General features: G+C 73.3%; 17 protein-coding genes. 8 read left to right on the forward strand and 9 right to left on the reverse strand.

Features of this window, described 5'->3' with window-relative positions:
- Nucleotides 1-89 precede the first annotated feature (89 nt).
- Both ACIBAD_RS20025 and ACIBAD_RS20030 read right to left on the reverse strand, forming a co-directional pair.
- Nucleotides 90-704 (reverse strand): 3'-5' exoribonuclease domain-containing protein, encoded by a 615-nt coding sequence (locus tag ACIBAD_RS20025; RefSeq protein WP_398907908.1) that lies wholly within the window; start codon nt 702-704, stop codon nt 90-92.
- A gap of 66 nt (nt 705-770) precedes the next feature.
- On the reverse strand, nt 771-1,577 hold the full coding sequence (locus ACIBAD_RS20030) for an SDR family NAD(P)-dependent oxidoreductase (protein WP_398907909.1): 807 nt from the start codon (nt 1,575-1,577) through the stop codon (nt 771-773).
- 114 nt (nt 1,578-1,691) lie between these two features.
- Between ACIBAD_RS20030 and ACIBAD_RS20035 the strand changes: the two genes are divergently transcribed.
- The gene (locus ACIBAD_RS20035; RefSeq protein WP_134070079.1) at nt 1,692-2,294 is read left to right on the forward strand and encodes a TetR/AcrR family transcriptional regulator; all 603 of its coding nucleotides are present in this window, start codon (nt 1,692-1,694) and stop codon (nt 2,292-2,294) included.
- A 56-nt stretch (nt 2,295-2,350) separates the two neighbouring features.
- Here ACIBAD_RS20035 and ACIBAD_RS20040 read toward each other — a convergent pair whose 3' ends face one another.
- The 3 genes from ACIBAD_RS20040 to ACIBAD_RS20050 form a co-directional block, all read right to left on the reverse strand.
- On the reverse strand, nt 2,351-3,541 hold the full coding sequence (locus ACIBAD_RS20040; RefSeq protein ID WP_398907910.1) for a hypothetical protein: 1,191 nt from the start codon (nt 3,539-3,541) through the stop codon (nt 2,351-2,353).
- Between the two features lie 328 nt (nt 3,542-3,869).
- Nucleotides 3,870-5,498, reverse strand: coding sequence for a malate synthase A (aceB, locus tag ACIBAD_RS20045; protein ID WP_398907911.1), 1,629 nt, complete (start codon nt 5,496-5,498; stop codon nt 3,870-3,872).
- Between the two features lie 272 nt (nt 5,499-5,770).
- On the reverse strand, nt 5,771-6,427 hold the full coding sequence (locus tag ACIBAD_RS20050) for an NTP transferase domain-containing protein (protein WP_398907912.1): 657 nt from the start codon (nt 6,425-6,427) through the stop codon (nt 5,771-5,773).
- A gap of 266 nt (nt 6,428-6,693) precedes the next feature.
- On the opposite strand from ACIBAD_RS20050, the gene ACIBAD_RS20055 reads away from it, so the two are divergent.
- Nucleotides 6,694-8,181, forward strand: coding sequence for a PLP-dependent aminotransferase family protein (locus ACIBAD_RS20055; protein WP_398907913.1), 1,488 nt, complete (start codon nt 6,694-6,696; stop codon nt 8,179-8,181).
- An 18-nt stretch (nt 8,182-8,199) separates the two neighbouring features.
- Here ACIBAD_RS20055 and ACIBAD_RS20060 read toward each other — a convergent pair whose 3' ends face one another.
- Nucleotides 8,200-8,829 carry a response regulator transcription factor gene (locus ACIBAD_RS20060; protein WP_134070071.1) on the reverse strand — a complete coding sequence of 210 codons (630 nt, stop codon included), beginning with the start codon at nt 8,827-8,829 and terminating at the stop codon, nt 8,200-8,202.
- Complete coding sequence (locus ACIBAD_RS20065) at nt 8,829-10,142, reverse strand: sensor histidine kinase (protein ID WP_398907914.1); 1,314 nt, start codon at nt 10,140-10,142, stop codon at nt 8,829-8,831. The genes ACIBAD_RS20060 and ACIBAD_RS20065 overlap by 1 nt, the downstream gene beginning before the upstream one ends.
- Before the next feature lie 133 nt (nt 10,143-10,275).
- Here ACIBAD_RS20065 and ACIBAD_RS20070 point away from each other — a divergent pair, with 133 nt between their 5' ends.
- Both ACIBAD_RS20070 and ACIBAD_RS20075 read left to right on the forward strand, forming a co-directional pair.
- Nucleotides 10,276-11,364, forward strand: a complete 1,089-nt coding sequence (locus ACIBAD_RS20070; protein WP_398907915.1) for an ABC transporter permease — start codon at nt 10,276-10,278, stop codon at nt 11,362-11,364.
- Nucleotides 11,361-12,056 carry an ABC transporter ATP-binding protein gene (locus ACIBAD_RS20075; protein ID WP_134070067.1) on the forward strand — a complete coding sequence of 232 codons (696 nt, stop codon included), beginning with the start codon at nt 11,361-11,363 and terminating at the stop codon, nt 12,054-12,056. The genes ACIBAD_RS20070 and ACIBAD_RS20075 overlap by 4 nt, the downstream gene beginning before the upstream one ends.
- 77 nt (nt 12,057-12,133) lie before the next feature.
- Here ACIBAD_RS20075 and ACIBAD_RS20080 read toward each other — a convergent pair whose 3' ends face one another.
- Complete coding sequence (locus tag ACIBAD_RS20080) at nt 12,134-12,937, reverse strand: IclR family transcriptional regulator (protein ID WP_134070065.1); 804 nt, start codon at nt 12,935-12,937, stop codon at nt 12,134-12,136.
- Nucleotides 12,938-13,265: 328 nt separating this feature from the next.
- Here ACIBAD_RS20080 and allB point away from each other — a divergent pair, with 328 nt between their 5' ends.
- Entirely contained in the window at nt 13,266-14,606 is a 1,341-nt protein-coding gene (allB, locus tag ACIBAD_RS20085) for an allantoinase AllB (protein ID WP_134070063.1), read from the forward strand.
- Between the two features lie 3 nt (nt 14,607-14,609).
- Nucleotides 14,610-15,722, forward strand: coding sequence for an allantoicase (gene alc / locus ACIBAD_RS20090; RefSeq protein ID WP_398907916.1), 1,113 nt, complete (start codon nt 14,610-14,612; stop codon nt 15,720-15,722).
- 189 nt (nt 15,723-15,911) lie between these two features.
- On the opposite strand, the gene ACIBAD_RS20095 is transcribed toward alc, so the two are convergent.
- Nucleotides 15,912-16,649 (reverse strand): 3-oxoacyl-ACP reductase family protein, encoded by a 738-nt coding sequence (locus ACIBAD_RS20095; RefSeq protein ID WP_134070059.1) that lies wholly within the window; start codon nt 16,647-16,649, stop codon nt 15,912-15,914.
- 175 nt (nt 16,650-16,824) lie between these two features.
- Between ACIBAD_RS20095 and ACIBAD_RS20100 the strand changes: the two genes are divergently transcribed.
- Both ACIBAD_RS20100 and ACIBAD_RS20105 read left to right on the forward strand, forming a co-directional pair.
- The gene (locus ACIBAD_RS20100) at nt 16,825-17,445 is read left to right on the forward strand and encodes a dihydrofolate reductase family protein (RefSeq protein WP_398907917.1); all 621 of its coding nucleotides are present in this window, start codon (nt 16,825-16,827) and stop codon (nt 17,443-17,445) included.
- Between the two features lie 207 nt (nt 17,446-17,652).
- Complete coding sequence (locus ACIBAD_RS20105) at nt 17,653-18,570, forward strand: DMT family transporter (RefSeq protein ID WP_398907918.1); 918 nt, start codon at nt 17,653-17,655, stop codon at nt 18,568-18,570.
- The last annotated feature ends 66 nt before the right edge of the window (nt 18,571-18,636 follow it).

An 18,636-nucleotide genomic window follows, 5' to 3' on the forward strand; every position in this document is an offset into this window, starting at 1 on the left:
CACCGGCCGTCGACGGTGCCGGACGTGCGCCATGCCGGTACCGCCGATCTCCTCGCCGCCGTCGGGCCGGAGTCGGTCACCGGGGACGTCTAGGAGGCGTCGGCAGCGGGTGGAGGTGTCCAGAGCATGAGGTTGCTCATCAGCTCCGCCTGCTCGACGGCGTCGTCGAGGGCGTGGTGGGTGTGCGGGCGGGCGGAGAGGAGTCCGCGGGGCATCCGGCCCTTGACCGCCGCGCGCAGCGGGACGCGCGCCTTGGTGGCGTACAGGGTCTTCATGTCGAGGCAGCCGGAGTGGCCGAAGGGGCTGTCGCCGCCGAAGCGGATCAAGTACCAGTACAGGAAGGTCCAGTCGAAGGAGGCCGGGTAGCCGCACATCACGGGCTGTGCCCCGGCCTCGGCGGAGACCTCCCGTACCCACGCCCGGAACTCGGCCATGGCCGACGCCGGTTCGGCGCCCTCCCGGAGCAGCCGGTCCCGGTCGAGCCCGCTGACGGCGAGCGCCTCGGGTACGTACTGGTCGCTGATCGGGCGGAGTTCGCGGTAGAAGGTGTGCCGCTCGGGGTCCGCGGCCGTATACGATGCGCCGTCCTGGCGCCCCGCGACGGCGGCCCCGAAGCTGATCATCGAGTACGGGCCGGGGATCGGGCCGTCGGCCTCGATGTCGACGGAGATGTAGAGGCTGGGGCGTGCGCTGCGGGCCGGCATGAGCGGGATCATGCCAGCCCGCGCCGCCCCGATCACCCGAATTCCCGGCGCGGGAAGGGACAGCCCTTAAGCGGGGGTCCGGGGGGAGGAAATGCGGTCCACCATCCGTACGACCGTGCGGCGGCTCGCGAGCCGTCCGCCGAAGGCCATGATGCGGTTCATGGAGCCGGAGATCACGCTCGGCGCCGGGTTCCTGCGGTCCAGCGCCTTCAGCGCGGTGCGCACGACCTCCTCGGAGGTCTGCATCCTGGTGCCGCCGGCGGCGTCCTCCGTGCCGACCACGTCGAAGAACTCCGTCTTCGTCGCGCCCGGCGACAGCGCCAGGACGCGCAGCCCGGTGCCCCGGGACTCCTGCCAGAGGGCCTCGGTGAAACTGAGGACGAAGGCCTTGCTGGCGCCGTAGACCGCCATGTTCGGGACGGGCTGGTAGCCGGCCACGCTGGCGACGTTGACCAGGACGCCGTCGCCGCGGCTGCGCAGCGGGCCGATGAAGGTGCGGCTGATGTCGACGACGGCCATCACGTCGAGGGCCACCTCCTGGCGGAGCCGCTGCGGATCCTCCTCGTGGAAGCGCCCGTACGTGCCGAAGCCGGCGTTGTTGACGACGCTGGAGACCGTGATCCCGCGCCGCTCGACCTCGGCGGCCAGCAGGTCGCCGCACCCCTCGACGGACAGGTCCATGGCGAGCGGCTCGGCCTTGACGCCGTGCGCCGCCGACAGCTGCCCGGCGAGCTCCTCCAGGCGGTCCTCCCGGCGCGCGACGAGCACGAGGTCGGAGCCCCGCGCGGCGAGCTGACGCGCGAACTCGGCGCCCAGGCCGGAGCTCGCGCCGGTGATCAGGGTGGTCCTGCCTCGGTAGTCGACCGCGTTCACAGTGGCTCTCCTGCCATGGGGTGACATCGTCTGGCATCACTGTATGCCTGCCTGGCAGTGACTGCCAAGCGGGCAGTGACAGCACGGTTGGCGGCCCGCCTATATGCTGGCCGGATGGGGACAACCGCAACGCAGCCGAGCCTGTGGGACCGCTCCCGGCAGGCCGTGGTCGCGAGCATCTTCGACACGGCCATGCGGCTCTTCGCCGAGCAGGGGTACGAGGCCACGACCATCGCGCAGATCGCCAAGGAGGCGGGCATCTCCCAGCGGTCGCTGTTCCGGTACTTCGGTACCAAGGAGGACATCGTCTGCGGTGAGCAGGAAGAGCTCGGCGCGCTGCTGCGCGCGACGGTGGAGGCACAGCCCGCAGCCGCCACTCCGTGGGAGGCCCTGCGCGCCGGTTTCGAGGCGCTCATGGAGGCGCACGGCGACCGGGGGCAGCTGCTGGAGATCACGGCGCTGATCTTCGACACCCCGCCGCTGCGGGCCCGCTACACGCAGAAGCGGCTGCGCTGGCAGGAGATGGTCCTGCCCGCCGTCACGGCCCGCATGGCCGCCGGCGAGGGCCCGGGCGCGGTCCCCGAGCTGCGCGCCGCGGCGGTGACCGCCACCGTCTTCGCCTGCGTGGACGCCGCGACCGAGGCCTGGGTCCGCGGCGGCGGCAGCGCCGACCTGGCGGCCCTCTACGACGAGGCCCTGGCCGCCGTACGCGGCTGACGCGAAGGGGCGCCCGCGGAAGGCTCCGCGGGCGCCCCGAACGCGGTGCGTACGGATCAGGGGGCGGATGTCAGGAACATGCCCGTGTGGTCGGCTCCGGCGGTGTTCTTGCAGCTGGACGCCGAGTTCGCGGGCTGGGCCACGGCGAGGTTCAGGCAGCGCCCGACCGCCAGCTGGCCGAAGTAGTTCGGGTGCATGGACTCCTGGACCAGCCCCTGCGTCTCGCTGCTGTCGATCCAGCGTGCCCACTCGCTCGTCGTCGCCGACGCGGGCGCCGAGCTGCTCACCAGCCTGCTGGCCTTCGCGCACACCTCACGGCCCTGCATCATGTCCCGCAGGTCCAGGAACTGCACGCCCTTGGCGGCGGCAACCGCCTTGAGGCGATTGGCGATCTGCGGCACGAGCGAGTCGCGCGCCCAGTCCGAGTCCCGGTTCCAGAACGGGCAGCCGCCGGTGTTGAGGCGGCTCCAGTCGCTCTGCGTGTACCGGTTCTCGGCGGCGCGCGGGATCGGCGACGGGTAGGACTGCAGCACGATCCGGTACGAGGAGTCGGTGTACCCGGCGGTCCGCATCACGGCGCGGATCTCGTCCACCGACTTGCCGACGTCGGCCATGACTCCGTCCATCTTCTGGTCGACCGCGTACTGCTGGTCGTCGTAGCAGTACGAGCCCCACAGGACGAAGTCGAGGGCGCAGTCCTTGATGATGTCGGCGAAGCCGAGGTCGTTGCCGCCGAGGGACAGGGCGATGACCTTGACGTTGTCGGCGGCGGCCACGGCGGCGAGCTGATCGGCCTGCGGGGCCTCGCCCTTGAAGGCCACGCCGCCGTTGGAGGCGCGGAAGACGTTCTGGGAAATCGCCCCGGAGCAGGCCAGGTTCACGGCCACCTCCGCGACGGCCCCGGCGCTCTTGACCTCGGCGGAGTCTGAGCGGTGGCACCCCCCGGCGGTGCTCCCGTACACCTTGGCGGGATCGTAGGTGCTCCCGGAGACCCAGGCGCGGTCGGTTCCGGTGCGATTCCCGCTGTTGGTCAGGCTGTTGCCCTTCCAGCGGCCGCCCTCGCCGGAGATGTAGCTGTCGCCCATGGACACCACGGCGGTGGGCCCGGTCCCGGGACCGGCCACGGCGGTCCCGGCGGAGCCGGCGACCAGGGCGCTGACGGCGAGCGGCAGAACCATCCCGGCCCCGGCGAGCCGTCGCACTCGGCTACGGGCCCGGTCCTTGCTGGCGTTGCGGAATCCGATCACGGCGGAACTCCTGCGGTCGGCCATGCCCAAGCCGAAGTGAACTCCGGTGCATGGCTGGGAAAGTGGGGGTACCGCCGGCCGGTGGCATCGGAAAGGTGACATGCAGCACGTTGTTACCGCTAGGTAGCCGCAGATTACGATGACGTAACGACCGACCGGTCGTTCGGGCCGCCGACGTTCCGCTTGCGCGGCCGGGTTCCGCCGTTCGCGCCGAGGCGCGCCGCTCGAAGGCCCCGCGCCCGCATGCGGAAACACCTCCGCCCCCGAGGCCTGGGGCCTGGGGGCGGAGGTGGGGTCGGCCGCTGTGCGGGCGGGTGGAAACCGGGGGTCAGCCGACCAGTTGGTCGTAGGCGGGGAGGGTGAGGAAGTCCGCGTAGTCCGCGTCCAGGGAGACCTGGAGGAGGAGGTCGTGGGCCTGCTGCCACTTTCCGGCCGCGAAGGCCTCCTCGCCGATCTCGGCGCGGATCGCGGCCAGTTCACCGGCGGCGATCTCGCGGGTGAGGTCGGCGGTGGCCGTCACCGGTTCGCCGTCGTGCTCGAAGACGACCCCGGCATTGATCCACTGCCAGATCTGCGAACGGGAGATCTCGGCGGTGGCCGCGTCCTCCATGAGGCCGAAGATGCCGACCGCGCCCAGGCCGCGCAGCCAGGCCTCGATGTAGCGGATGCCGACCTGGACGGCGTTGCGCAGGCCCTCGTACGTCGGCTTCGCGTCCAGCGAGTCGATCGCGATGAGCTCGCCCGGAGCCACCGAGACGTCCTCGCGCAGCCGGTCCTTCTGGTTCGGCTTCTCGCCGAGGACCGCGTCGAAGGAGGCCATCGCGATCGGCACCAGGTCGGGGTGGGCGACCCAGGAGCCGTCGAAGCCGTCGCCCGCCTCGCGGTCCTTGTCGGCCTTGACCTTCTCGAACGCGATCCGGTTGGCCTCGGCGTCCTTGCGGGACGGGATGAAGGCCGCCATGCCGCCGATGGCGTGCGCGCCGCGCTTGTGGCAGGTGCGCACCAGGAGCTCGGTGTACGCCCGCATGAACGGGGCGGTCATCGTCACCGCGTTGCGGTCCGGGAGGACGAACTTCTCGCCGCCGTCACGGAAGTTCTTCACGATCGAGAACAGGTAGTCCCAGCGGCCCGCGTTCAGGCCCGCCGCGTGGTCGCGCAGCTCGTAGAGGATCTCCTCCATCTCGTACGCGGCCGTGATGGTCTCGATCAGGACGGTCGCGCGGACCGTGCCCTGCGGGATGCCGACGTAGTCCTGCGAGAAGACGAAGATCTCGTTCCAGAGGCGCGCCTCCAGGTGCGACTCCGTCTTCGGCAGGTAGAAGTACGGGCCCTTGCCGAGCTCGATGAGGCGCTTGGCGTTGTGGAAGAAGTACAGGCCGAAGTCGACCAGCGCACCGGGGACCGGGCGGCCCTCGACTTGGAGGTGGCGCTCCTCCAGGTGCCAGCCGCGCGGGCGCATCACGACGGTCGCCAGCTGCTCGGCCGGCTTCAGGGCGTACGACTTGCCCGTGCGCGGGTCCGTGAAGTCGATGCGGCGCTCGTAGGCGTCGATGAGGTTGAGCTGACCGAGGACGACGTTCTCCCAGGTGGGGGCGGAGGCGTCCTCGAAGTCGGCGAGCCAGACCTTGGCGCCCGAGTTCAGGGCGTTGACGGTCATCTTGCGGTCGGTCGGACCGGTGATCTCCACACGGCGGTCGTTCAGCGCGGCCGGCGCCGGCGCGACCTTCCACTCGCCCTCGCGGACCTGTGCGGTGTCCGGGAGGAAGTCGAGGTGGGAGGTGCGGGCGATTTCGGCGCGGCGCTCGGCGCGGCGGGCGAGGAGCTCGTCACGGCGGGGCGTGAACCGCCGGTGGAGCTCGGCCACGAACGCGAGGGCCGCCTCGGTCAGGACTTCGTCCTGCCGGGGCAGGGGCTCGGCGTCGACGATGGCCAGCGATGACGGCGCTGGTGCGGACATATCTGTCACTCCTTCAGCGGCGGTGCCTGGCGGCCGCGGGGAATGCTCGCGCAGGACGGCACGCAGTGCCGTCGGGTGTGGAGAGTTCCGGGATACGGTCGCGGGCGCCGTCTGGGGTTCAGGGCGCTTCTGACCAGTGGATAGTAATTTCCTTATGGTGGAAGTTCAATGGTTTGTTGATGTCGAGATTCTCTGAGTCGACAGAGTCCTGCGCCTGGTGGCCCTCAGTGCCACCTTCGTCACTGCCCGCTCAACCGTCCCTGGGCCGCCGCTCAAGCGAGTCGTGCCAGGTCGGGCGGGGTGTCGATGTCGAAGGCCTCGGCGATGTCCCCGCACTCCACCAGCGTGAGCTCGTCCGCGTGATCTGTCAGGTGCACCCGTGCGCCCTTGTCCCCCGTCGCCGTCGCCGCGATGTCCGCCCAGCGGTCCGCGCCGAAGAGCACCGGATGCCCGCGCTCCCCGCCGTACGCCGCCGCCACCAGGCTCGCCGGCGAGCGGTACGCCTCCCGGACCCGGGCCACGGCCGCCGGCCCGATCCCCGGCTGGTCCACGAGCGACACGAGGGCCGCGCGGGCGCCCGTACCGGCGAGCGAGGCGAGGCCCACCCGCAGGGACGAGCCCATGCCCTCCGCCCAGTCGGGGTTGTCCACGACCACGCAGCCCGTCAGGTCCGCCCGCTCGCGGACCTCGGCCGCGGAGGCGCCGAGCACCACGTGGAGCGGCCCGCAGCCGGCCTCGCGCAGCACCCGCACCGCGTTCTCGACCAGCGGGCGGCCGCGGTACGGGAGCAGGGCCTTGGGGCGGCCGCCCAGGCGGCGGCCGCCGCCGGCGGCGAGGAGCAGGCCCGCGATCACCGGGCTCGCGCTCGGGCTCGGGCTCACGCTCGGGGTGGGGGTGGGAGTGGGGCTTGGGTTCGCGTTGGCCGGCATGCCAGCGATTCTCGCTCCTGCGGGCCGGTGCGCGGCCGACGCGCCAGGAGGCGCCGTAAGGCGGCCACGGCGGGCCCGAGCCGCAGCGGCTCTGAGATCCGGTTCTCGGCGGCGGCCGCCAAGGCGCGTTCGTCGCGGTCGGTCAGGCGGATCTGCGGCTGGGCCGGCGGGGTCGCCACGGGCGGTCTCCTTGCCAATCGGGGGCCAATACCGCGAGTCTGGACCCCGATTGGTCTGGTCGGCAGAGCCAATCAGGGGAGGTTGGCATGGCAAACGGGCGAGTTGTCCAGACGGCGGACAGAACCCTCGGCAGCCGCCAGCTCGCGGCACTGCTGCCCTCCGAGGTGCTGGCCCGCCCCGGCTACCGGTCCCTCGCCGACGCCGTGCGCACGCTGATCCTCGACGGCCGGATCGCCCTGCACGTGAGGCTGCCCGCCGAGCGCGAGCTCGCCGAGGCGCTCGCCGCGAGCCGGGCCACCGTCACCGGGGCCTACGACCTGCTGCGCGAGAGCGGCTACGTCCGCAGCCGGCGCGGCTCCGGCACCTGGACCGAGCTCCCCGAGGGCCACGGCCCGGTCGGCGCGCACCTGCTGGCCGGCTCCGGCGGGTACCTGTCCGACGGCGAACCCGGGATCGACCTGGCCATCGCCGCCCTCGGCGCCCCGCAGGACAGCCTCACCGACGCCCTCGCCTGGGCCGCGCCCCGGCTGCCCGCGCTCGCCCGGACCCCCGGCTACCACCCCTTCGGCCTGCCCGACCTGCGCGGTGCCATCGCCGAGCGGTTCACCCGGCGCGGGCTCGCGACCCGCCCCGGGCAGATCCTGGTCACGGCCGGCGCGCAGCAGGCGTTCTCGCTGGTCGTGAGCCTGCTGTGCAGGTCCGGGGACCGGGTGGTGACCGAGAGCCCCACGTACGCGAACGCCCTCGACGCGCTGCGGCGGGCGCGGCTGCGCACCGGGTCGATCGCCGTCTCCGACGCGGGCTGGGACATGGAGATCGCCGAGTCCACGCTGCGGCAGACCGTGCCGAGGCTGGCGTACGTGATCCCGGACTTCCACAATCCGACGGGCCTGCTGATGCCGCGGGAGCAGCGGCTGCGGCTGCTGGCGGCGACCCGGCGGACCGGGACGTGGCTGGTGGTCGACGAGACCATCGCCGACATCGCCCTGGACGTACCCGCGCCTGCGCCGCTGGCCTCGCTGGCGCCGAGGGGCGGGGCGGAGCACGTGGTGACGATCGGTTCGCTCAGCAAGACGCACTGGGGTGGTCTGCGGGTGGGCTGGGTCCGGGCCACCGCGAAGATGATCACGGAGCTGGCGGCGGTGAAGGTGGCCGCGGACATGACGGGGTCGGTCCTGGACCAGCTGGTGGCGCTGCCGCTGCTGGAGGGGCTGGAGCGGACGCTGCCGGCGCGGCTCGCCCAGTTGCGGGGGCAGCGGGAGGCGTTGGAGCGGGCGCTGGAGCGGCACACGCCGGAGTGGTCGTGGTCGCGCGGGCCGGGCGGGCTCTCGCTGTGGGTGGATCTGGGGGAGCCGGTCAGCTCGGCACTGGCGGAGCGGGCCGCCGCCTGCGGCGTGCACATCGGGCGGGGGGCGCGGTTCGGGGTGGATCCGGGGACTTTCGAGCACCGGCTGCGGATTCCGTACACGCTGGCAGCCGATCACCTGGACGAGGCGGTGCGGCGCCTCGCGGCGGCCTTCCACGACGGGGTTCCGCTGGCTCCGGCGGTGGAGCGGCCGCACTGGGTGGCGTGAGCCCGGACCCCGTAGCGGCTACGGGGTGCGGATGAGGCGGCGGGTGGCGGCCGCGGCCACCGCCGAGGTGCGGGAGTCGACGCCGAGCTTGGCGTAGATGTGGACCAGGTGGGATTTGACCGTGGCCTGGCTCAGGAAGAGCTTCTTCGAGATCTGCTGGTTCGACAGGCCGTCCGCGACCAGCTGGAGGACCTCCAGCTCCCGCTTCGTCAGCGCCTCCGCAGGCGTCCGCATGCGGTCCATCAGGCGCAGGGCCACCGCGGGGGCCAGCGCCGACTGCCCCGCCGCCGCCGTGCGGACCGCCGCCGCCAGCTCTTCCGGAGGGGCGTCCTTCAGCAGGTAGCCCGAGGCGCCCGCCTCCACCGCCGCCAGGATGTCCGCGTCCGTGTCGTACGTGGTCAGCACCAGGACCCGGGGCGCCCCGGGCCGGGCCGTGATCGCCGCCGTCGCAGCCGAGCCGTGCATGCCCGTACCGAACTGGAGGTCCATCAGGACCACGTCCACCGGCTCGGAGGCGGCCAGTTCCACCGCCCGCTCGGCGGTGGCGGCCTCCGCGACCACCGCGAAGTCCGGCTCGGTGTCCAGCACCGCGCGCAGGCCGGCCCGGACCACCGGGTGGTCATCGGCCAGCAGCAGGCGGATCGTCATCAGGTGGCCTCCAGGGGCAGCGGCAGGGTGACGGCCACGGCGGTGCCCTGGCCCGGCGCGGACTCCACGGTGAACAGCCCGCCCAGCGTCTCGGCCCGCGAGCGCATCGCGGGCAGCCCGAACCCGCCCTCGCCGGAGGGGGCCGAGGAGGGGTCGAAGCCGGTCCCGTCGTCGACGACGTCCAGTGTCACCGAGGCGTCCATGAAGGTCAGGGTGATCTCGGCGCGGTCCGCGCGGGCGTGCCGGACGACGTTGGCCAGTGCCGACTGGGCGATGCGGAGCAGCGCGACCTCGTACGGGGTGGGCAGGACCCGGGGCGCGCCGCTCAGGCAGAACCGGACGCGCGGCCCGGGCGCGGCCGTGCACAGCCGCTCCAGGGCGGCGGCGAGGGAACCGTGCTCCAGGTCGGGCGGGGTGAGCGCCCGTACGAACCGCCGCGCCTCGGCGAGGTTCTCCTGCGCGGCCTCCCGGGCCTGCGCGATGTGCGCGAGGGCTGCCGCGCGGGAGTCGGCCAGGCCGCCCGGGTCCGGGCGCGCGGCGTCAGGGCCGTACGGGTTCGACGAGTCCGGGTTCGGCCACTGCGGGGAGTCCGGTGCGTCCGGTGCGGGCGCCGCGGCCTCGGCGAGCGAGCGTTCCGCCGCGCGGAGCAGGAGCTGGATCGAGGACAGGCCCTGGGCCAGGGTGTCGTGGATCTCGCGGGCCAGGCGTTCCCGCTCCGCGAGGATCCCGGCGTTCCGCTCGGCCGCGGCCAGTTCGGCCCGGGTGGCGATGAGCTCCTCGATCAGCTCGCGGCGGCGCTCGCTCTCGCGGTACAGCGCCTGGTAGCCCAGTACGGTCGCCACCGCCACGGCCCCGCCGAGCAGCGGTCCGAGGAAGGCCCCCGGCGAGACCGCGCCGCTCTGCGCGTGCGCCAGGAAGCCGCCGATCGCCGCGCACGCCGTCACCGCGACGGCCGCGATGCCCCAGCGCAGCCGCAGCAGGTGCAGCTCCAGGAAGTACAGCGGGAACGCGATCCACAGCCCGTCGGGGGAGACCGCCAGCAGCCCCGCCCAGGCCGCGCCCAGCCCGGCCAGCCACACCGCCCCGGCGCGCGGCGAGCGGTGCACCGAGGGCGCCAGTACGCCCCCCGCGTACACCGCGGCCAGCACCGCGCAGGCGGCCACCACCCAGCCGGCCTCCGGCGCGGAGTCGGTGACGGCCCGCCCGGCGGCCAGCGCGAGCAGCCCGAACAGCAGCGCGTGCAGGCACAGGCGCAGTACGCGCGAGACGGGGGTGAGGGGGCGCGGAGCGGGGGATCGCGAAGCAGTGGCCATGGCTCGACCAGCCTAAGCGGGCGTCGGCGGCGCCCGGTCAATCGAAAGTTTGATGTCCGGATGCGTCGTTCGATACCAGGATCGCTACCGTGGCGCGATGCCGTGTGCCCCCGCCGAAGACCAGGGTGGGGACATGTTCGTCGCATGGAGAGATCTACGGTTCGCCAAGGGCCGCTTCGCCCTCATGGGCTCGGTCGTACTGCTGATCACGCTGCTGGTCGGCCTGCTGTCCGGGCTCACCGCCGGCCTGGCCCGGGAGAACGTCTCGGCCGTCACCGGACTGCCCGCCGGCCACCTCGCCTTCGCCGCGCCCGCCGGGGACCAGAAGGTGTCCTTCACCAACTCCCAGGTGTCCGAGAAGGCCTGGCAGGCCTGGCGGGCGCAGCCCGGAGTGAAGTCGGCCGAGCCGCTCGGCATCCGCACCACCAACGCGTCGGCGGGCGCCCGCACCGCCGCGGTCTCCGTCTTCGGCGTCGACCCGGCCGGCCCCCTCCCGCCGCGCGGCAGCGGCCTCGCCCAGGGGCAGGTGGTCCTCACCGAGAAGGCCGCCAAGGAGCTCGGCGGCCTGACGCCGGGCGCCAAGCTGAGGACCGGTCCGCTGGAACTGACCGTGGCCGCCGTCTCCGGCACCGCCGCCTACAGCCACACCCCGGTCGTCTGGATGGACCTGCGGGACTGGCAGCGCATCGGCAACCCGGGCAACTCCACCGCCACCCTCGCCACCGTGATCGCACTCGACACGGCCGGGTCGGCGGACCTCGCCGCCGGCGACAAGGCGGCCGGCACCTCGGCCCGGACCATCGACGAGGCACTCGGCGCCATAGGGTCCTACCAGGCCGAGAACGGCTCGCTCCAGCTCATGCGCGGCTTCCTCTTCGCCATCTCCGCCCTGGTCATAGGGGCCTTCTTCACCGTGTGGACGATCCAGCGCAGCGGCGACATCGCCGTGCTGAAGGCACTGGGCGCCTCCACCCCGTACCTGCTGAAGGACGCCCTCGGCCAGGCCGTCGTCATGCTCGCCATCGGCACCGGGCTCGGTACGGCGCTCGCCGCCGGCTTCGGCGTGCTGATCAGCGGGGGCGACGTCCCCTTCGTCCTCGACGCGGCGACCGTGCTGGCGCCCGCCGCGATCATGATCGCGCTCGGCGCGCTGGGCGCGGCCCTGTCCATCCGGCGGATCACCGCCGTCGACCCCCTGACCGCCCTCGGGAGCGCCCGATGACCCTGCTCGTGCACGACGTCACGCTCACCTATCCGGACGGCGAGAGCCGGCTCACCGCTCTCGACCGGGTCGGCCTGGAGGTGCCCGCGGGCACCCTGACCGCGGTCATCGGACCCTCCGGATCCGGCAAGTCCAGCCTGCTGGCCGTCGCCGCCACCCTGGTCACCCCGGATTCCGGGCAGGTGGTGGTGGCCGGCCGGGACACCGCCAGGCTGAGCGCGGCCGAGAAGTCGGCCCTGCGCCGCGAGAAGATCGGCATCGTCTTCCAGCAGCCGAACCTGCCGGCCTCGCTGACCGCCGCCGAGCAGCTCCAGGTGATGGCCCACCTCTCGGGCCGCCCCCCGCGGGCGCTGCGCCGCCGGGCGCTGGACCTGCTGGACGCGGTGGGGCTGGCCGACAAGGCCGACAAGCGGCCCCACCAGCTCTCCGGCGGCCAGCGCCAGCGGGTCAACATCGCCCGCGCCCTGATGAACGAGCCGGCCGTCCTGCTGGTCGACGAACCCACGAGCGCCCTGGACCACGAGCGCGGGGCGGCCGTCCTCGACCTGCTGGTGACCCTGACCCGCGAGCGCTCCACCGCGACCGTGCTGGTCACCCATGACCACGCCCACCTGGAGCGGATGGACCGGACGGCGACGATGGCGGACGGCCGTCTGACGGACTCCGCGTCCGAGACGGTCCCGGCCGCCTGAGCGCCCGTACGTGCGTGAAGGCCCCGGCCCCCTCGCAGCGGAGGGGGGGCCGGGGCCTTCACGTACGGGCGGCGGACCTACGCGGGGCTCTGGCTCTGCAGCGCCACCGACAGTTCGGCCGCGACGTTCTGCAGGATCGGCACGAAGGACTCGGCCACGGCCTCGGTCACCCGGCCCGCCGGACCCGAGATGGAGATCGCGGCGGCGGTCGGCGAGTTCGGCACCGACACGGCCAGGCAGCGGACCCCTATCTCCTGCTCGTTGTCGTCGACCGCGTAGCCCGACCTGCGCACCTGCTCCAGGGCCTCCAGGAAGCCCTCGGGCGTGGTGATGGTCTTCTCGGTCGCGGCCGGCATGCCGGTGCGCGCCAGCAGCGCCCGTACCTCGTCGGCGGGCGTGTACGCGAGCAGCGCCTTGCCCACGCCGGTGGAGTGCGGCAGCACCCGGCGGCCGACCTCGGTGAACATGCGCATGGAGTGCTTGGACGGCACCTGGGCGACGTAGACGATCTCGTCCCCGTCGAGCAGGGCCATGTTGGCCGTCTCGCCGGTCTCCTCGACCAGGCGGGCGAGGTACGGCCGCGCCCAGGTCCCCAGCAGCCGCGACGCGGACTCGCCGAGGCGGATCAGCCGGGGGCCGAGGGAGTACCGTCGATTGGGCTGCTGCCGGACGTAGCCGCATGCCACCAGGGTGCGCATGAGGCGGTGGATGGTGGGCAGCGGCAGACCGCTGGCGGTGGAGAGCTCGCTGAGGCCGACCTCGCCCCCGGCATCGGCCATGCGTTCAAGCAGATCGAAGGCGCGCTCAAGGGACTGAACGCCACCGCTGGCGGCGGTGGGCTTCGCGGAAGCGTCGGTGGTGCTGGCGCTGGACGTCGGCACGGCGCGGTCCTTTCGGTGCTGGCAGGCAAGGAAGCAGCCTACCGGTCGGTCGGCGTCGGCCCTAGAGCCGGGTCGAAGCCGTCCCCGCCGGTCAGAGGGGGTTTGTCCGGGTCGCGGACCTCCTCGGGAAGTTACCCGTCCGCCCCCGGTAGTGGTAGCTACATTCTGGATAGTGAAATCTTAATTCCATCCTGTGGAAACATCCAATTGCGGCGCCGGTGTGTCGGTGGTCCGTCCGGCCGCTCTTGACGGGCCCCGGATCGGCGGCGAGACTCCGTCAACAGAACGTTGAATTTCGCTCTGTGGAAGTAGATGGGGAGGTTCCGGCGTGTCCGACGACGTGGAACTGGTACTGCGCTCGACTCGCGTCATCACCCCCGAGGGGACGCGCGCCGCTTCGGTCGCCGTCGCCGCCGGGAAGATCGTCGCCGTACTGCCGCACGACGCCGAGGTACCGGCCGGCGCCCGGTTCGAGGACTTCGGCGACGACGTCCTGCTCCCCGGCCTGGTCGACACCCACGTGCACGTGAACGACCCGGGCCGCACCGAGTGGGAGGGCTTCTGGACGGCCACCCGCGCCGCCGCGGCCGGGGGCGTCACGACGATCCTCGACATGCCCCTCAACTCCCTGCCGCCGACCACCACGGTCGACCACCTCCGCGTCAAGCAGGAGGTCGCCCGGACCAAGGCGCACGTGGACGTCGGCTTCTGGGGCGGCGCCCTGCCGGACAACGTCAAGGACCTGCGCCCCCTGCACGACGCCGGCGTCTACGGCTTCAAGTGCTTCCTGTCGCCCTCCGGCGTCGAGGAGTTCCCCGAGCTCGACCAGGAGCGGCTGGCCACCTCCCTCGCCGAGATCACCGGCTTCGGCGGCCTGATGATCGTGCACGCCGAGGACCCGCACCACCTGGACTCCGCCCCGGCCGTCCCGGGACCCAAGTACGCCGACTTCCTGGCCTCCCGCCCGCGCGACGCCGAGAACACCGCGATCGGCAACCTGATCGCCCAGGCGAAGCGGCTGGACGCGCGCGTCCACGTACTGCACCTGTCCTCCTCCGACGCGCTGCCGCTGATCGCCGCCGCCAAGGCCGAGGGCGTCCGGATCACCGTCGAGTCCTGCCCGCACTACCTCACCCTGACCGCCGAGGAAGTGCCGGACGGCGCGAGCGAGTTCAAGTGCTGCCCGCCCATCCGCGAGGCCGCCAACCAGGACCTCCTGTGGGACGCGCTGGCCGACGGCACCATCGACTGCATCGTCTCCGACCACTCGCCCTCCACGGCGGACCTGAAGACGGACGACTTCGCCACCGCGTGGGGCGGCATCTCCTCGCTCCAGCTCGGCCTGCCCGCCATCTGGACCGAGGCCCGGCGCCGCGGACGCACCCTTGAGGACGTCGTGCGCTGGATGTCGGCCGCCCCGGCCGCGCTCGCGGGCCTCGCCGACAAGGGCGCGATCGAGGCCGGCCGCGACGCCGACTTCGCCGTGCTGGCCCCCGAAGAGACCTTCACCGTGGATCCCGCGGAACTGCACCACCGCAACCGGGTCACGGCGTACGCGGGCAAGACCCTGCACGGCGTCGTGAAGTCCACCTGGCTGCGCGGCAGGCAGATCGCCGACCACGGCACCCCGACCGAGCCCACGGGCCGACTCCTCGAAAGGCAGAACTGACCAGTGGCGATTCCCTCCTTCACCGGTAACGCGAACCCGTACGGAGGCGGCGACCCGTACGCCGACTACCGCACCGCGGACTTCCCGTTCACCCAGCACGCGAACCTCGCCGCGCGTCAGCTCGGCGCGGGCGTCCTCGCCGCCAACGACGAGTTCTTCGCCCAGCGCGAGAACCTGCTCGTCGAGGAGGCCGCGCACTTCGACCCCGAGCACTTCGGCCACAAGGGCAAGGTCATGGACGGCTGGGAGACCCGCCGCCGGCGCGGAGTCTCGGCCGGGCAGCCCTGGCCGACCGCCGAGGACCACGACTGGGCGCTGATCCGCCTCGGCGCTCCCGGCGTCATCCGCGGCATCGTCGTCGACACCGCCCACTTCCGCGGCAACATGCCGCAGGCCGTCTCGGTGGAGGCCACCTCCGTCGAGGGCTCCCCGACCGCGCAGGAGCTCCTCTCCGACGACGTGAAGTGGACGACCCTCGTACCGCGCACCCCCGTCGGCGGCCACGCGGCCAACGGCTTCGAGGTCGACGTGGAGCAGCGCTTCACGCACCTGCGGCTGAACCAGCACCCGGACGGCGGCATCGCCCGCCTGCGCGTCTACGGCGAGGTACGCCCCGACCCTGAGTGGCTCGCCGCGCTCGGCACCTTCGACGTCGTCGCCCTGGAGAACGGCGGCTCCGTCCAGGACGCCTCCAACCGCTTCTACTCCCCGCCGACCAACACCATCAACCCGGGCCGCTCCCGCAAGATGGACGACGGCTGGGAGACCGCCCGCCGCCGTGACAACGGCAATGACTGGATCCGCTACCAGCTGGTGGCCGACTCCGAGATCCGCGCCGTCGAGATCGACACCGCCTACCTCAAGGGCAACTCGGCCGGCTGGGCCTCGCTGTCCGTCAAGTCCGGCGAGGAGGGCGAGTGGACGGAGTTCCTGCCGCGCACCCGCCTGCAGCCCGACACCAACCACCGCTTCGTACTGGACGCCCCGGCGGTCGGCACCCACGTGCGGATCGACATCTTCCCGGACGGCGGCTTCTCCCGCCTGCGCCTGTACGGCTCGCTGACGGAGGCCGGCGCGGCCGCGCTGACCGCCCGACACCAGGAGCTGGGCGGCTGACGCCGCCCCGTGACTGCCCCGGGGGCCGACACCCCCGGGGCCCGCACGGCCCGACGGGGCGCACCGCCGCAGCGGCGCGCCCCGTCGGCGTGTCCGGGCCCCGGCCGCGCCCCCGGGACCCGTGCCCTGGGGCCCCGCGCACCTTGGCCCCGCGCACCCGCCGCCTGCCGGCCCCCGGCCCCCGGCGCGCTACGCCGCGTGGCCGCCGTCCACCGCGAACTCGGCGCCCGTGACGTAGGCGGCGTCCGGGCCCGCGAGGAAGGACACCAGGCCCGCCACCTCCTGTGCGGTGCCGAAGCGCCCGAGGGCCGTCAGCGCGCTCTGCGCGGCGGCGTGGGGCCCGTCCGCCGGGTTCATGTCGGTGTCCACCGGGCCCGGGTGCACGAGGTTCGCGGTGATGCCGCGCCCGCCGAGCTCCCGCGCCAGCGCCTTGTTCAGCCCGGTCAGCGCGGCCTTGCTCATCGCGTACAGGGTGCCGCCCGGGCCGGGGACCCGCGCCACCATGCAGCTGCCGATGGTGACGATCCGGCCGCCGGAGCCCATCCGCGCGGCCGCGGCCCGGGTGGTCAGGAACACGCCGCGCACGTTGACCGCCAGTACCCGGTCCACATCGGCCGGGGTCAGGGCGTCCAGCGGGCCGAGTACGCCGATGCCGGCGTTGTTGACCAGGGTGTCGATCCGCCCCAGGCCCCGTACGGTCTCCTCCACCGCGGCGACCGCCTGCGCCGGGTCGCCCACGTCGGCCCGGACCGCCAGGGCGCGCCGGCCGAGCGCCTCGATCCTGCCCACGACCTCGGCCGCGGCCTGCGCGCCGTGGACGTACGTGACGGCGACGTCGGTCCCGTCCTGCGCCAGGCGCAGGGCGGTGGCAGCCCCGATGCCGCGGCTGCCGCCGGTCACCAGTGCCACCGTGCCGATGCTGCTCATGGTCTTCTCCCCGCTCTCGTCCGACAAGTCGTTGCGGGTTCAATGAAACGGGCGTCAAGGGACCGGCGCTGGCGGGAATCGGACCTCGCGTTCGTGCGCGTCGCGCCGATGAGTTCCGGGGCGCCCGGGAGTCTGAACACGTGCAGCAGACACCGGACGCAAGGAGCGCAGAGCCATGGGCAAGCTGACCCTCACCACCTTCCTGACCCTCGACGGCGTCATGCAGGCCCCCGGCGGGCCGGAGGAGGACCCCAGCGGCGGGTTCGCGTACGGCGGCTGGCTGGTGCCGTTCAGCGACGAGGGCATGGGGGTGTTCATGAACGAGGTGTTCGACCGGGCCGGGGCCTTCCTGCTCGGGCGCCGGACGTACGAGATCTTCGCCGACTACTGGCCGAAGGTGACCGACCCCGCGCACCCGATCGCGAGCCGGCTCAACGGGCTGCCGAAGTACGTCGCCTCGACCACGCTCAGGGAACCGGCCTGGGCCGGGACCACGGTCATCGACGGCGAACACCTCCAGGCCGAGATCGTGCGGGTCAAGGACGCGCTGGAGGGGAGCCGGGAACTCCAGGTGCACGGCAGCGGGGCGCTGGCGCAGTGGCTGCTGGCGCGGGACCTCGTGGACGAGCTGAACCTGCTGGTGTTCCCCGTCTTCCTGGGCGCCGGGCAGCGGCTGTTCCCCACGGGCGGGCTGCCGACGGCCTGCGAGCTGGCCGCGTCGCGCACGACGCCGAACGGCACGGCCATCCTCACCCACCGCCCGACGGGCCGCGCCACCTTCGGCACCTTCGTCTGACCCGGCCGCCGTCCACCGGGGCCCGGCCGCCGTCCACCGGGGCCCGGGCCGGCGGCCCCCGGAGGCGGCCCCGGAGGGCGGCCGCCGGCCGGTGGCTCCGGGCGGCGGTGAAACCGCTCGACCGCCCTGATCGGCTCGGGTACGGTGAGCCGCACCCGAGGGAGCCGCCGAAGTCTCCACCCGCTTCACGCCGATGGAGAGTCCCCGGTGAGCTCGCCCGCCCTGCTCGCACGCACCGCCGCCCCCCGCCGCGCCTGGCTCGCCGACCTGCCGGTCCTGGCCGTCGCCGTCGTCTGGGGCGGCAGCTACCTCGCGGCCAAGGGCATCACCGCGGCCCACACCGTGATCGCCGTCCTCGTCCTGCGCTTCGCGCTCGTCCTGCCCGTACTCATCGTCGCCGGACGGCAGCGGCTGCGGGCACTCACCGCCCGGCAGCTGCGCGGCGCGGGTCTGCTGGGCCTCGTACTCGGCGGGATCTTCCTGCTGGAGACGTACGGGGTCGTCCACACCTCCGCCACCAACGCCGGGCTGATCATCAGCCTGACCATGATCTTCACCCCGCTCGCCGAGGCAGCCGTACGGCGCGAGGCCCCCTCGGCCGCCTTCCTCGCGGGCGCCGCGGCCTCCGTCGCCGGCGTCGTCCTGCTCACCCAGGGCGCCGGGTTCACCGTCCCCGGCGCCGGAGACCTGCTCATCCTCGGCGCGGCCCTCGCCCGCACCCTGCACGTCCTGCTGATGGCGCGGATCAAGGCCGTGCGGGACGCCGACTCGCTGTCGCTGACCACCGTGCAACTCGGCGGCGCCGTCCTCGTCTTCGCCGTACTGGCCGCCGTGCCGGGCACGGGCGACAGCCCCTGGGCGGCGGCCGCCGCCTTCGGGGCCGCCGAGTGGGCGGGACTCGCCTTCCTCTCCGTCTTCTGCACGCTCTTCGCGTTCTTCGTGCAGATGTGGGCCGTACGCCGCTCCTCGCCCTCCCGCGTCAGCCTGCTGCTCGGCACCGAACCCCTGTGGGCGGCCGCCGCCGGCATCGCCATCGGCGGCGAACACCTCGGCCCGGCCGGGTTCGCGGGCGCCGCACTCGTCCTCGGCGGCACCGCCTGGGGCCGCCGCGCCGTGGCCGGCTGACCCGGCGCGCATCCGACAGGTGGCCGGAGGGCGCTGACGAGTGACCGGAAATCGCCGGGTCCCGTA

The organism is Streptomyces sp. NPDC051109, assembly GCF_044455885.1.
Classification (GTDB): domain Bacteria; phylum Actinomycetota; class Actinomycetes; order Streptomycetales; family Streptomycetaceae; genus Streptomyces.